Here is a 14,585-nt window from a genome sequence, read left to right as displayed (position 1 = left end):
AAGTCTAGGTGGCAGGTCTAGCTAAATAATAACGCTTTCATTTCCAGATGAAGGAGGGGTGAACTTTAGAATATTGGTGTTGTAAAATTAAGGACTTGATACATAATGTCTCAAGTCCTTAACAATTGATCCCGCCAAGACGGGTATTTAGGCGTCCATCCGTATTGCAGCTTAGCCATATCGTTCGAGGCTCCCCGCTCGCCGCGGTTCATGCCATCCTGCGTAACCGGCTCCGGCGCGCCAAGCGACTTGGCATATAACGGCAGCCAGATCTTCCCCTCCGCCGGTTCATCATCCACGATGTTTACGGGACCAGCCGGCCAATCCAGCGCCTGAAGGGCAGCGCGGGCCGCGTCCTCGACATGAAGGAACGAGGTTCGGCCGTCGGTTGCCGGTACCTTACCCTGCTTCACCTGCCCGGCAAACATCCCGCTCTCATGGTCATAAAACGTACCCGGCCCATACAAGGCCCCATACCGCAAAATAACGGAATGCGGCATTTCCGCTGCTGCCCGCTCCATCGCAATGACACCGTCAACCGAGATTTTTCGCGGCAGCGGCGCTTCCGCATCCAGACGATCCTTTTCGGTTGCGACCGATTCGCCGGGCTCGTAAGCCCACGAAATACTCTGCACAATCATTCTCGGCACCCCGGCAGCCAAGGCTGCATCAACCAGGTTACGAGTCCCCTCTATGCGGATTCTCGCATTATCCGCCAGATTCCATTCGCTTAGAGCGGTCAGCTGATGAATCACAACATCCGGACGGTAATCCTTAAGCAGCTCAAACATTCTGTCCCGGTCGTATACATCGGCAACAACGGCTGCTACTCCTGCTTGCTCGATTTGCTTGAGCTTGGAAGAGCTTCTGCTTAATCCCATTACCTCGTGTCCCGCTTCGGTCAGCAAAGGCAGCAGCAATCGTCCGACAACGCCGGCAGCTCCGGCAACCATAATTTTCAAAACGCTTCATTCTCCCTTCAACTACGGATTTTATTGCGGCTGCTCCGTGCGCGGGCTTTTAAGCTTGATCCGCAATAACAGTCGCAGCAGCGGCGATACCGCAAAGTAAATAAAGAATGTACGGAACAATTGATAACCGGATACCATCGACAGATCCGCATTGATCTCATGGGCCAATATCCCCATCTGATCCATCCCACCCGGCGCAAGACTAAGTAAAGCGGTAGACCGCGATACCGGATGAAGCAAGGTCATGAGCTCGCTAAGCGCCCAAGCGCAGAGCATTAACACCAATCCGCTTACTATGGCAAAAGAAAACGTCCTTACCTTCCGCTGGAGCTTGCCCGGCTTAAGCAGCAGCCCGACATACGTGCCGATCATCAGCTGCGATGCGCTTATTAACGTAGACGGAAGGGACGGCCCGTGCAGCCCGATTCCTTGGAGAATAGCTGTAGAAATCGCGGGTCCAAGCAGAAAAGCGGTCGGAAATTTGATCCGGTTGCCCGCAATCGCACAAATGACGCATACCGGCGCAAAAATCAGTATGTTCGGGAATAGAGCTGCCCAGTTTTCATGCTTGGCCGCGATCGGCACGGCTGCAGCCGCCGCGTCATGCACTTGTCCGAAGATCGGACTGAACACGAGTAACGGAATCCCAATGACAATAATCATCAGCCGGACGACCTGCGTCACTGTAACAACGGTCAAATTTACGCCTTTCGTCTCCTCGGCAAGCGCCAGTACCTGCGACAAACCGCCGGGTATGCTGCCAAGCAAAGCGGTCATGAAGTCCGTATCCGAAAGCCTCGATACCGCAAAGGCAATTCCCCCGCATAATAGCAGCAAAATAACGGTCATCAGGCACATCGTCGGCAGCTGCGCCCCCATCTCTTTCAGGGCCGTTCCCGTCATGGACAGACCGATGGTATACCCGACAATCATCATGCCGGAATTGCGAATTTGGCGAGGCCATCTATATTTGCCTTTCCATACGTTTGATCCGATTAACACCGCAATCATAGGCCCCAGCAGCCACGGTATCGGGGTATTCAGTAGGTAAAATATGATCCCGCCGCCAACGGCGGTTACGAGAGTTATCAAAAATTTAAATCCGTTTGATTCCGATATTGCTTGCCTGCCCATCGTTACAATCCTTCCTTCCCTTACCCTTTAATCATACAGGAAAGTAACGATGCCTGCATAATCCTTCAGCGATTCTTTTTTCACGTCAAGCTCCTTCACTTCCCGGCTTGGCTTGCCGGCTGCCGAGATGAAATTCTCCACTTTATCGAACAAAAGCTTGCCGGGCAGTCCAAGCGCCTTGGTCCGGTAATGCATCGGAATCGTAATGGCAGGATCGAGCTGGTTCATAACCGACGCGGCATCCGCACCGTTTAAGGTCATCTTTCCGCCAGCCGGAACCATTAGAATATCCACCTTTCCGATTTGAGCGATTTGTTCCGCTGTCAGCAGATGTCCCAGGTCACCGCAATGACATACCGTCAGGTCCCCAGCCTTAATCACAAAAACGATATTAGGGCCTCTTTTCTTGCCGCCTACTTTGTCATGGAAGGTCGGGATACCTGAGATGGACACCTCCTTTTTCCCGTATCCTCTTGGCTGATTAACCAGCATATATTCGCCGGAAGCCACCTGAATCTGGTTATGGTCCTTATGATCATGCGTGACGATAACGATGTCGGACTCGATATTTTTGGGCATCCTGTAGCCAAGGAGGCGTCCGTAAGGATCGATTAAGATCCGCGTGCCTTCGTCTGTCGTCAGCAAGAATGAAGATTGGCCATACCATTTGATTTTCATAAAAAATCCCCCTTTGAATATGTGCGTATTTTTGCACATTTTGGAACAAGGTGAAACGGCTATCGCCTTCCTTGGCGTAGCGCGTTTCAATCCGGAGAATTCTAAGTCATGTTTATAAGATAAATCTTATAAATTCTTAGAATTTGAGAAAACCTCTGTCGAGGCTGCTCTTGAATGGATGAACGACTATTTCTAGTCCAATAAATCGGATATCGTATAGTTGCCCAGCACAAAATAAACCTGGACGGAAATGTCCGCCATGATTTGCTTGAAAGATTCGTTTACTTTTTTGCCGAAATGATGATTCCCGGTTGTGTCCAGCATGCGGTCCCACGGAGGCTCCTCTTCATGCACGGTCTTATACACCTCGCGGAGCGTAACAAGCTCCGGACGTTTGGCCAGCTGGTAGCCGCCGGTACGCCCTTGTTTCACTTCAATGATGCCGCCCTCCACGAGCTGCGACAGAATCTTGCGCAAAGCGGTTGGCTCGCAATGAATCCGCTCTGCAATTTCGCTGCTTGTCAGCAGCTCTGTCTGGGAAGCCAATACGATTAAGGCCTGTACGCCAAATCCAAACCGTTTCAATTGTGCCATAGCTGCCGGACCGTTTCCTCCTTCGCAATAATATGTGCTAATTTTAGCACACTTTAATCGGCATGACAAAATCAACGTCCCTGCCTCAGATTTAGACGGATGGCTCTTCCGTATAGTATTGTAGTGGTTAGAGGTGAACAGCATGTGGAGACCGGACAGAACGGATAAAAAACCGTTGTATCAACAAATCGCGGACTATCTGGAGCAAAGAATTTCGTTAGGGGAGCTGCCTCCCGGCAGCCACTTGCCTTCTGAACGCAAGCTGGCCGAGCAATTGGGCGTTAACCGGAGCACCATTGTCCAAGCCTATGAGAATCTTCGCGCTTCCGGAATGATCGAAAGCCTGACGGGAAGCGGCACCCGCGTCTGCGGGCATCTATGGGGCATGGATCCCGCGCCGAATTGGAGCCGCTACGTGGAAGGCGGTTCGTTCCTGCCTAACTTTCCATTCATGCGCAGGATTCGGGAAGCGGTTCAAAGCGGAGAGCCGTTTATTAACTTCGCAAACGGAGAATTAGCCCCGGAGCTATCGCCTAACGAAGAGATTGCGTCGATTATGCGGAACCAGCCGTTTCATGAGCCGCTCGGATACGGAGATCCTCAAGGCTATGTCCCGCTCCGCTCGGCAATAACCGGCTTTCTCCAAGAGCTGCGCGGGATTCGGGCCACCGATGATTCCATTCTGGTTACCTCGGGCTCTCAGCAATCCTTGTATCTCATTACGCAATGCCTGCTGAATCCGGGGGATGCCATCGCGATCGAAAATCCGTCGTATTGCTACTCCCTGCCCATGTTCCAATCGGCGGGAATCCGCTTGTTCGGATTAACGGTTAACGAAGATGGGGTTGATCCGGAGGAAATACGGGCTCTTTACAAGCAGCACCGGATCCGCATGGTATTTCTCAATCCGAATTTCCAGAACCCGACCGGAATGGTCATGAGCGCCCAGCGGAGAGAAGAGGTCTTGAGTTGCTGCGAGCAGCTCGGAATACCTATCGTTGAAGATGATCCGTTCAGCTTGACCTCCTACGATGACGCCGCTCCTCCGCCTATCAAGGCCATGGACCGGAACGGGAGCGTCTTATATATCGGTTCCTTATCGAAGGTAGCGGCTTCCGGCCTTCGGATAGGCTGGATGGCAGCGCCTCATACCGTTATCCAGCGTCTGTCGGATGCACGGCAGCAGATGGATTTTGGCCTTAGCTTGTTCCCGCAGTGGATAGCCGCGCATTTGCTCGAGTCCGCTTCGCTTGCTCCGCATCTGGAACGACTGAGGGATTCGCTTCGTTTGCGTCGGGACATGATGGCGGAGGCGCTGCATCGGAGGCTTGGGAGCGAGGTCTCCTTCCATTTGCCCCAAGGCGGGTTAAATCTCTGGTGTAAAATCAACCGAAAAATCAAAGATTACCACCTGCTTAATAACGGAATCAAGCATGGCGTATTATTCATTCCGGGCAGCGTATTTGGCACAGAGCCGGGGTTTGTCCGATTATCCTATGCCCGTTCTTCCGTCAACGAAATTGTGACGGGGATTGATAAATTTGCCGCAGCCTTGAGAGAGACGATGTCCAATTGAGAAAACCTCTGTCGAGGCCTCTCGAAGATGAGCGACCGCGTTTATAGGTAGGTTTTATCGCCAAATCGAATTTCAGTTTTCAACTGTTATCAAAACTTAGATTTTCTATTGTGGTAAAAAAGACGTATGCCATGTCCTCATTCCGGACACAATGCATACGTCTTTTTCTTTTAATGAGCCTTCTGTTCCGCTTCCAGAAGCTCCTCGCCGTGTACAGCCATACGTCCGAATAATACAATAAGAAACGGACCGGAGATAAACGCCGCCGTCAGAAATATAAAGGAGATTAGTTCCTTCAATGCGTACCACCCTTTGCTTTATGATGTTAGTGACCTCATCATAAAGTCCGGGCATGCTTCTGTAACCAGCCAATTTTGCGTAACTTAAGCCATCCAATCCGGCCAGAAACAAATATAAAATGCCTCCCGGCTTACAGGAGGCATTTCATCAGCTGTTTGCTTTTGCCGTCGATTGACGAATATTGATTTCCGGCCGCAGCACGATTCTTTTTTTGACCGGCTCGGTTTCGTCCAGATTGGAGATCATCAATTGGAACGCCTGCTTCGCCATGCTGGCAATCGGCTGTGCTACCGTAGTAAGAGGCGGATCTACGACAGCCGCCAGGATTGTATCGTCAAAGCCTACAATCGACAGCTCCTCGGGCACCTTGATCCCGAGACTCCTCGCTTCCTGCATCGCTCCGATTGCAAGCACGTCGTTACAGCAGAATATCGCGGTTGGACGGTCCCCGCGGCCCAGCAGCTCGCCGGCTCCGCGGCGTCCTTCCTCGACCATGTAATCGCAGATGACGAGATTGCGATCGTCGAATGAAATCCGATGGTCCTGCAGCCCTTGCTTGAAGCCGCGGATCCTTTCCCGGGCGCTGCTTACCTTCAATTGCTCGGACAAGATGGCGATCCGGGTATGACCCATTTCGATCAAATGCTGCGCAGCCATCAACCCGCCAACATAGTCGTCGGCTACAACCGTATCTACTTCCAAAGCTGACGCTTCACGCGATATCATCACAATCGGAATTTTTCTGGCCTGCAGGTTGGTCAGGATGTCCAGGTTGTCTACCCCGGTTCCAATCAGGATGCCGTCGACGTTCTTTTGTTCCAGAAGGGCGATATAACGTTCCACCCTCTCGTCTTTATTGTCCGTGCTGCACATGATCACGCTATATCCCAATTGATGCGCCTGATCCTCGATAGCCCGCGCAATTTCGGAGAAGAACGGGTTGGATATATCCGGTATAAGCAATCCCAGCGTATAGGTCTTCTTCCCCATCAGGGCGGAAGCATTTACGTTAGGCTGGTAGTTCATCTGCTCCATAATTTTAAAGATTTGTTCCCGTCTTTTCTTGCTGACATTGCCTTTTCCGTTAATGGCATTGGAGACAGTGGCAATCGAGACCCCTGCTTCTTTGGCCACATCGTATATGGTTGCTTTCATGCCGAATCCCTCTGAAAAGTAAGATGGGGGATAGATGACCTATCCCCATGATTTCCTATTATGAGTGTTTCTATCAGCAGTTGCAACCGCTCGGAGCGCCAATTGCCGGGCTTACTTGGCCGTAGAGTTCAAGATCCATTGATGATCGGGATCATTGTGGAATTTCCATATACGCCGCGGTCCCGCCATGACATTCAGGTAATAGACTTCATAGCCGGGAGGTGCCGCAACCGGATGATAGCCTCGCGGAACAAGCACGGCCTCGCCGTTCTTCACGACCAGCGTCTCATCCAGATCCCTTTCATCCGTATAGACCCGCTGAATCGCGTAACCTTGCCCGGGATCTACCTTGAAATAATAGGTTTCCTCCAGAAACGATTCCTCCGGAAGATTATCCCGGTCATGCTTATGAGGCGGATAGCTGGACCAGTGGCCGCTTGGCGTAAACACTTCTACTACAAGCAGGCTGTCGGCCGGCTCCTGCTCCGGCAAAATATTTTGGACGAGACGTTCGATATTGCCGGAGCCCCGTACTTCCGTCCCTACCTGTTCAGGCGCGATCAAACGCGCTTCATGGTTTCCTTGGCCAGGCGCGGAGCAGACGGCAATCTCCAATTCCGTAAGAGCCTCGATTCCGTATGATTGACCATTAGGGACATAGACCGAATACGGCGGGATTTTCTCGAAAACACTCATCCGTCGGCCGATTTCGCTCCATTCCTTGCCGGCAGCCTTTACGTTCGCCAGCCCGCTCAGCAGAACAAGGCATACTTCTTTGTCTTCCGTTTGTCTCTCGACGGTCTGGCCCTTCTGCAATTTCAGAACCTCGAAACCGACGTAGGTCCATCCGGCCGATTCAGGCGTAATGGACAGGACGGAGCCGTCCGGACCCGCTGCGCTCTCTGGAGTGACGATAAGCTTGGACATGTTCGTATACCTCCGTTATAGTATGGCAGACTGCAACAGCAATTCGTCCAGCTCTGCCAGCTTGATCGATCGGTTCAGCTTGCAGGACAGCTTCGCGGCAAGCGCAATCCGTTCCGCCTGCAATCCGTCTTCTCCGGTTACCGGCAGTGCCGTGCCGTGAACTAGACTGTCGATAAACTGCTTCGACTCATCCGCGTAAGCGCCCATATAACGCTCCAGGAAGAAATGCAGCGGTTTGTCGGAAATAATTCCTTCCGCCGTGCTCACAACAGCCGTATTCGGATGGTCGTTGGCAATCGCCACGCTGCCCTTGGAGCCAAACACTTCAACGCGTTGATCGTAGCCGTACACCGCCTGGCGGCTGTTGTCGATAACGCCAAGAGCGCCGTTCGCGAACTTCAGAGTAACGATGGCGGTATCGATATCTCCGCATTCTTCGAATACCGGATCAACGAGAACGCTGCCTTGCGCGAATACTTCCACAACCTCGCTGCCGGATACGAAGCGCGCGATATCGAAATCGTGAATGGCCATGTCCATAAACAATCCGCCGGAAACTTTAATGTATTCCTTGGACGGCGGGTTCGGATCGCGGGATGTGATCTTCACGATATGCAAATCCCCGATGGTTCCCGCTTCCACATGCTCTCTTACCCGTTTGAAGTTATGATCGAAGCGGCGGTTGAATCCGATTTGAAGCTTAACTCCGGCTTCCTTCACCGCTTTTATCGCTTCAGCCGTTTCCAAGACGGACATGCTGACCGGCTTCTCGCAGAAAATATGCTTGCCGGCTTGCGCTGCCTGCTTGATCAGCGGCACATGCGTATCGGTGGAGGAGCAGATAAAGATGGCATCGATATCCGGATGCCCGATAATGGCGTCTGAATCTTTGGTCAGAAGGCCAATCCCTTTTGCCTCCGCCCACGCTTCCAGCTCAGGTCCGGCGAAGAGATCGCTGACGCCAACGATCTCAACCTCCGGATGCTTAAGCAGATTTTCCGCATGTATTTTTCCGATTCGGCCAGCGCCGATGATGCCGATTTTCACTTTTGACATCGAGTAAACCTCCCGTATGATCGATTACCAGCGTGTTGTAACCATTTTCTTGCGCGTGAAGAACTCGACGCCGTCGGTGCCGTTCGCGTGCAGGTCGCCGTAGAACGATTTCTTCCAGCCCGAGAACGGGAAGAAGGCCATTGGAGCCGGAACGCCCAGGTTAACGCCAAGCATGCCCGCATCGATCGTTTCGCGGAATTGGCGCATCGACGCCCCGCTTTGGGTGAACAGGCAGGCGCCATTCGCGAATTCGGAACGGTTAGCCAGCTCGATCGCTTCGTCCAGCGTGTCTACGCGCACAATCGACAGGACCGGAGCGAAAATTTCGTCTTCCCAAATTTTCATCTCGCTTTGCACCTTGTCGAAGATGGTAGGGCCAACAAAGTAGCCTTGACCATCCGAAGCTGCATCCTTCCGGCCGTCGCGGATCAGCAGAGCGCCTTCCTTCTCGCCGATGTCGATATATTTAAGCGTACGTTCCTTGTGAGGTCCGCGAATAACAGGACCAAGGAATACGCCGTCCTCCATGCCGTTGCCGATCGTAATGTTGTCGGCAGCTTCCTTAAGCTTGCCGACAAGCGTGTCGCCAACCTCGCCTACGGCCACAACGACGGAGCACGCCATGCAGCGCTCGCCCGCGGAGCCAAAGGCTGCGTTTACGATTTCTTTTACCGTCAGATTCAGATCTGCATCCGGCATAACGATCGAATGGTTTTTCGCGCCGGCAAGCGCCTGTACGCGTTTCCCGTGCGCCGAAGCCGTTTTGTACACATACTCGGCTACCGGCTGGGAGCCCACGAACGAAATCGCCTTAATCGTAGGATGCTCCAGCATGCCGTTAACGACATCGTGAGCGCCGTGAACGATATTAAACACGCCTTCGGGAAGTCCCGCTTCCTGCAGCAGCTCGGCCAGACGGTTAGCCAGAAGCGGCGTACGCTCCGATGGCTTCAGAACAAAGGTATTGCCGCAAGCAATCGCAAGCGGGAACATCCAGCAAGGCACCATCATCGGGAAGTTGAACGGCGTAATACCGCCAACAACGCCAATCGGATAACGGTACATGCCGGATTCCAGGTTGGTTGCGATATCCGGGAGCTGCTTGCCCATCATCAGGTTTGGAGCGCCGGCGGCAAACTCCACGCATTCGATCCCACGCTGTACTTCGCCGTAGGCTTCGTTGTAGCTTTTGCCGTTCTCCAGCGTTACCAGCTTCGCAAGCTCATCCCAGCTGTCGACCAGAAGCTGCTGATATTTGAAAAGAATACGCGCTCTCTTCGGCACCGGCGTGCGGCTCCAAGTTTTGAATGCTTCGGCAGCCGTGCGTACGGCCAGATCAACGTCTTCTTTCGTAGACAAAGGAACGTTTGCGAGAACTTCTTCGGTAGCCGGGTTGTAGACTGGCTCGCTTTGCGTTGCTGCAGCTTCTACCCATTGACCGCCAATCCAGTTTTTTAATTGTTGTGTCATAGGAGCACCTCTTCCTTGTATTTGCGAATTAGACTACAATTTCACCGCGTTCGCAGCGGGCGATATAATCATGAACCTGCTCTGCTCTTGGCATGGCATCCGAGCAGCTGTGGCTGGAAATAACGATACACGCGGACGCGCTGCCGAACTCCATGCTTTTCTCGAGCGTCCAGCCCTGCATAACGCCGTACAGGAAACCAGCCGCATAGGAGTCGCCGGCGCCAAAGGTCTTGATCACCTTGGCCGGGAACGACTTGGCACGGTGGCTTGCCCCGTCCTTCGTATAAGCGATGGAGCCTTCTTTGCCGTGCTTGATAATGACGATCTGAGCGGAATGATTGAACCATCTCGATGCCGTGCTGTGATCGTTATGCTCCTGCTCGAAGCATTCCATCATATCGAACTCTTCCCGCGTTCCGAGGATAATGTCGCATTTCTCGGCGGCAAGATTATAATAAACGGCCGTTTCCTCTTGCGATTTCCATGTATAAGGGCGGTAATCCAGATCAAAGGCAATAACCGTGCCATGCTTCTTCGCGTATTGAAGCGCTTGGAACACCGCTTCGCGCGAAGGGCTTTGGGCAAGCGCCGTTCCGGAAATAAGAAGCAGCTTGGATTTCGCGATCAGCTCCTCATCCACTTCGCCTGGCGTAAGCAGCAGATCGGCCACGTTGTCGCGGTACATCAGGATGCTGCAGTCGGTTGGACTCTTAATCTCGGTAAAAGCAAGTCCGGTCACCGCGCCCGTGTAGTCGTTTACGACATTGCTTGTATCAATCCGGTTCTTCTTCAGATAATCGCGGATAAAGCGGCCCATTTGATCATTGGCGATTTTGCCGATAAAAGCGGTCTTTAGATCGAACCGCGACATGCCAATCGTAATATTGGCCGGAGATCCGCCCACATATTTCGTGAATGTACTTGTCTCTTCCATTGGACGGTTAATTTCGTTCGCGTTCAGATCGATGCAGAGACGGCCGATTGCCGTGAAGTCGAGAGACCGGTCAGCTGGAAACTTGATGTCGTTCATTGGGATTCCCCCGCTTTCGTAGGAAGTAGCGACTCCAGATAAGTGATGGCTTTGGACGCGAATTCGTATGCCGGAGATTTGGCAGGATCCTGTTCCCCCTCAAGCATTGCCCAGCCGTTATAACCGCGGGCCAGCAGCTCCTCCACAACCGGGCGGAAATCAAGATCGCCGGTTCCCGGAACCGTAAATACGCCTTTGCGGATACAAGTGATAAAATCGGCCTTTTCCGCGCGCGCCTCATCCAGCACATGTTGTCTTACATCCTTCAGATGAATGTAGGCGATCCGGTTATAATGCTTGCGAAGCACCTCAAGCGGATTGGCTCCGCCATAGTAGGCATGCCCGGTATCAAACAGCAGGTACACGAGGTCCGGGTCGGTCAGCTCCATTAGACGGTCGATTTCTTCCGGGCTTTCCACGGCCGTTCCGCCATGATGATGGTAGGTCAGCTTAAGGCCATGCTGCTTGGCCAGCGCTCCGGCTGCATTCAGCCCTTCGGCAAGACTCTTCCAGCCTGCTTCGTCAAGCGGAATAACTTCCTTCTCGTGAGGCGTGCGGCGTGGATCGAAATGCAGCGAACCGCCAACCTCGCAAGTACTGATCACCGTACTGCCCATTTCCTTGAGGAATTTGACATGCTGCTCGTAAGCCGCAAGCTCTTCCTCCCGGTAAGCCGGATCCGAGAACAGCACGGATTTCCATTGGGATACCAGCTGCAGGTTTCTTTTCGCCAGCTCCTGCTTCAGAACTTCAATATCAGTCGGATACTTGCGTCCCATCTCGGTACCGGTCAGGCCTAACCGCTGCATATCGTCCATAATTTGCTCGTATGTTGTGTCGGCACCATGCTCCTTCACGTCTTCTCCGACCCAGTTGATCGGATGGGCGCCAATCTTGAACGGCAATGTCTTCATCAGCCTCAGCTCCCTTAGCGTCTTATATCATTCTTGCGGCGCGGATCCGCTGTTTCATGTCCACATGCGCGTCCAGCACTTTATTGCTGACCGATACTTCCGGTACGCCAACGTTCCACCAGGATTCGTAACCGGCTGTATTGGTACCCGGCACGACGGGAATTTCGATCAAGGTCGTTACCGTCTCTTGCTTGGCTTGAAGGAGAGCTGCCTTTAGCTCCTCCGCGGAATTCGCCTTATAGGCTTTGGCCCCTAAGCTGCGGGCATGGGCTGCAAAGTCAATTGGCATATAGCTGCCGGTAAGACGTCCCGAAGCCTTGTCGCGGTAGCGGAATTCGTTGCCGAAGCCTTCGCTTCCGTGGCCGCGCTGCAGGTTATGAATACACTGGAAACCATGGTTATCGAATAACAAGATCGTGATTTTGACGCCTTCCTGCAGGCTTGTAATCAATTCGGAATGAAGCATGAAGTAGCTTCCGTCCCCAACAATTGCATAGACCTCCCGTTCACCGGCAGTTGCCAGTGCCGCTCCGAAAGCTCCGCTCACCTCATAGCCCATGCACGAAAAACCGTATTCCATATGGTACGTTTTCGGTTCGGCCGGTCTCCACAAGCGGTGCAGATCACCCGGCAGGCTGCCTGCCGCGCAAACAATAACGGAGCTTGGATCAATCGCGTTCTGAATAACGCCAAGCGCATGGGTCTGGGCAAGTCCTTGCTCATGCTCCAAGGCGTATAACCGGTCTACCTCGGCATCCCAGGTCTTCTTCAGATCCGCAACTTCATGGTCACCGTAAGCGGTTTGGTAACCGGATGCTTCAAGAGCCTCTGCAAGCTGCTTAAGTCCCAGCTTGGCATCGCCGGTCAAGGCAGCGCCGCCCCATTTGGCGGAATCCAGCGGACTCACGTTAATATTTATAAATTGAACATCATCCGCAAAAGCCGATTTGGAAGATGTGGTAAAGTCGGAATACCTTGTTCCCACCCCGATGATGACATCCGCTTGCTTCGCCAGCAGGTTAGCGGCCAGCGTTCCCGTTACTCCAACGCCGCCAACATTGAGCGGATGATTCCATGGGAGTACGCTTTTCCCGGCTTGCGTCTCCGCTACCGGAATGCCGTACGTCTCCGCCAAGTCTTGAAGCTCGCTCACGGCCGATGCGTACAATACGCCTCCGCCGGCAATAATAAGCGGCTTCTTCTTGCCCTTAAGCAGCTCTGCCGCGCGTTGCACCGCACCCTCGGCAGGCGGGCGGCGGTCGATATAATGAATGCGCTTACTAAAAAACGCTTCCGGGTAATCATAAGCTTCTGCCTGAACATCCTGCGGCATAGCCAAGGTCACGGCCCCCGTCTCTGCCGGGTCCGTCAACACGCGCATCGCTTGGAGCGCTGCCGGCATGAGCTGCTCAGGCCGTACGATACGGTCCCAATATTTGCTGACTGGCTTGAAAGCATCCGTAGCGGATACCGTATAATCGGAAGCGACTTCCAGCTGCTGAAGCACCGGATCCGGCTGGCGGGAAGCAAAGTTGTCTCCGGGCAAGAGCAGTACGGGTATGCGGTTCACGGTAGCGGTTCCGGCGGCGGTTACCATATTCAGCGCGCCAGGTCCGATGGAAGAGGTGCAGGCATAAATTTGCAGGCGGTTCTTCTGCTTGGCAAAGGCCGCGGCCGCATGCACCATGCCTTGCTCGTTTTTACCCTGGATCAAAGTCAGACTGCCGGGGCTATACTCCAGCGCCTCGCCGATCCCCGTTACGTTGCCGTGTCCAAAAATCCCCATGACGCCTTGAACGAACTTGATCTCCTCGCCATCGACTGAAACATACTGCGCATCGAGGAACCGAACCAAAGCCTGGGCCATCGTCAATCGGATAGTAGTCATAGTACCTCCCGTTTAGTTAATCGCTTAATTAGACATAAAATAAGTAATTAAAAGACTTTATTCGACAATATAAAACAAAGTTAAGTAAAATTAGTTAAGCGCTTAACTCCATTATACATACCGCCTTGTATTTTTCAATTCCTTTTTGAAAGAAAATTTGATGATCGGCTTCAAAACCAGTGGATTATGTTCTGATCAAGGAAGAATGAACGGACAGATGTCGAATGTATTTTATATTGATGCTTATATCCGGGAGGTCTGAAATGAAGGTCAAACGAATCGTCGCCAATATCCATGCAAAGGATGCCGCAGCGGCAAAATGCTTTTACCAGGATGTGCTTGGTCTTGATTTATTGATGGATCATGGTTGGATTAGAACCTATGGTTTACATGAGGAGATGAGCATTCAGATTAGTTTCGCTTCGCAGGGCGGCTCGGGAACGCCAACGCCCGATCTATCGATTGAAGTCGATGATCTTGATGCTGCATTGGATGGCATGAAGAGGGCTGGATTTCCTATAGAATATGGTCCTGTTAATGAACCTTGGGGCGTTCGGCGATTCTATGTCCGCGATCCGTTCGGGAAGCTTATTAACATTCTTGCTCATGAATAAAAGGCAGGGACGATAATGTTGCGCCTTTAAGGCCGTGAGTTGTTTCTTATGATGTAAGGTTAGGATACCATGGTACCGCCGCTCCATTTTGTCGCCGTACGCTGGATTTCCTCCAGTGAACTCAGCAAAATGAGGAACTATTTGGAGCTACGTTGGAATCACCCCATCAAAAAAGCCAAAAATGAGCTGAATGATCAAAATTGAGCTAATTCTATTGAAGATAATCCAACGTAGAACGTCAGCTCCACTAGAAACACCTCATATTACTGTATTAAATC

General features: G+C 52.4%; 14 protein-coding genes. 2 read left to right on the top strand and 12 right to left on the bottom strand.

Annotated elements, in window-relative coordinates; all coding sequences use genetic code 11:
- Positions 1-110: 110 nt before the first annotated feature.
- The 4 genes from PGL01S_RS08930 to PGL01S_RS08915 form a co-directional block, all read right to left on the bottom strand.
- Positions 111-962: an NAD-dependent epimerase/dehydratase family protein gene (locus tag PGL01S_RS08930; protein WP_127493635.1), complete on the bottom strand. Its 852-nt coding sequence runs from the start codon at positions 960-962 to the stop codon at positions 111-113.
- A 30-nt stretch (positions 963-992) separates the two neighbouring features.
- Entirely contained in the window at positions 993-2,105 is a 1,113-nt protein-coding gene (locus tag PGL01S_RS08925; RefSeq protein WP_127493633.1) for an AbrB family transcriptional regulator, read from the bottom strand.
- A gap of 27 nt (positions 2,106-2,132) precedes the next feature.
- Positions 2,133-2,783, bottom strand: coding sequence for an MBL fold metallo-hydrolase (locus PGL01S_RS08920; protein ID WP_127493631.1), 651 nt, complete (start codon positions 2,781-2,783; stop codon positions 2,133-2,135).
- Between the two features lie 192 nt (positions 2,784-2,975).
- On the bottom strand, positions 2,976-3,377 hold the full coding sequence (locus PGL01S_RS08915; protein WP_127493629.1) for an Rrf2 family transcriptional regulator: 402 nt from the start codon (positions 3,375-3,377) through the stop codon (positions 2,976-2,978).
- A gap of 142 nt (positions 3,378-3,519) precedes the next feature.
- Here PGL01S_RS08915 and pdxR point away from each other — a divergent pair, with 142 nt between their 5' ends.
- A complete protein-coding gene (pdxR, locus tag PGL01S_RS08910; protein WP_127493627.1) occupies positions 3,520-4,953 on the top strand; it encodes a MocR-like pyridoxine biosynthesis transcription factor PdxR in 1,434 nt (477 codons plus the stop codon).
- 170 nt (positions 4,954-5,123) lie between these two features.
- Here the strand turns inward: pdxR and PGL01S_RS31440 are convergent, their stop codons facing one another.
- The 8 genes from PGL01S_RS31440 to iolD form a co-directional block, all read right to left on the bottom strand.
- On the bottom strand, positions 5,124-5,252 hold the full coding sequence (locus PGL01S_RS31440) for a hypothetical protein (protein WP_265525124.1): 129 nt from the start codon (positions 5,250-5,252) through the stop codon (positions 5,124-5,126).
- Between the two features lie 148 nt (positions 5,253-5,400).
- Positions 5,401-6,408 carry a LacI family DNA-binding transcriptional regulator gene (locus PGL01S_RS08905; protein ID WP_127493625.1) on the bottom strand — a complete coding sequence of 336 codons (1,008 nt, stop codon included), beginning with the start codon at positions 6,406-6,408 and terminating at the stop codon, positions 5,401-5,403.
- A 111-nt stretch (positions 6,409-6,519) separates the two neighbouring features.
- On the bottom strand, positions 6,520-7,335 hold the full coding sequence (gene iolB / locus PGL01S_RS08900; protein ID WP_127493623.1) for a 5-deoxy-glucuronate isomerase: 816 nt from the start codon (positions 7,333-7,335) through the stop codon (positions 6,520-6,522).
- 15 nt (positions 7,336-7,350) lie between these two features.
- The gene (gene iolG / locus PGL01S_RS08895; RefSeq protein WP_127493621.1) at positions 7,351-8,391 is read right to left on the bottom strand and encodes an inositol 2-dehydrogenase; all 1,041 of its coding nucleotides are present in this window, start codon (positions 8,389-8,391) and stop codon (positions 7,351-7,353) included.
- Between the two features lie 24 nt (positions 8,392-8,415).
- On the bottom strand, positions 8,416-9,861 hold the full coding sequence (locus PGL01S_RS08890; protein ID WP_127493619.1) for a CoA-acylating methylmalonate-semialdehyde dehydrogenase: 1,446 nt from the start codon (positions 9,859-9,861) through the stop codon (positions 8,416-8,418).
- A 28-nt stretch (positions 9,862-9,889) separates the two neighbouring features.
- Positions 9,890-10,891, bottom strand: a complete 1,002-nt coding sequence (iolC, locus tag PGL01S_RS08885) for a 5-dehydro-2-deoxygluconokinase (RefSeq protein ID WP_127493617.1) — start codon at positions 10,889-10,891, stop codon at positions 9,890-9,892.
- Positions 10,888-11,805 carry a myo-inosose-2 dehydratase gene (gene iolE, locus PGL01S_RS08880; RefSeq protein WP_127493615.1) on the bottom strand — a complete coding sequence of 306 codons (918 nt, stop codon included), beginning with the start codon at positions 11,803-11,805 and terminating at the stop codon, positions 10,888-10,890. Before iolE ends, iolC begins: the two co-directional genes overlap by 4 nt.
- Positions 11,806-11,827: 22 nt before the next feature.
- Positions 11,828-13,693, bottom strand: a complete 1,866-nt coding sequence (iolD, locus tag PGL01S_RS08875; RefSeq protein WP_127493612.1) for a 3D-(3,5/4)-trihydroxycyclohexane-1,2-dione acylhydrolase (decyclizing) — start codon at positions 13,691-13,693, stop codon at positions 11,828-11,830.
- Between the two features lie 263 nt (positions 13,694-13,956).
- Here iolD and PGL01S_RS08870 point away from each other — a divergent pair, with 263 nt between their 5' ends.
- A complete protein-coding gene (locus tag PGL01S_RS08870) occupies positions 13,957-14,307 on the top strand; it encodes a VOC family protein (protein ID WP_127493610.1) in 351 nt (116 codons plus the stop codon).
- The last annotated feature ends 278 nt before the right edge of the window (positions 14,308-14,585 follow it).

The organism is Paenibacillus glycanilyticus NBRC 16618 (genome assembly GCF_004000805.1).
In the GTDB taxonomy this organism is placed as follows: Bacteria; Bacillota; Bacilli; order Paenibacillales; family Paenibacillaceae; genus Pristimantibacillus; species Pristimantibacillus glycanilyticus.
The sequence above is the reverse complement of the archived record's forward strand: the minus strand, read 5'-3'. Positions and strand labels throughout refer to the sequence as shown.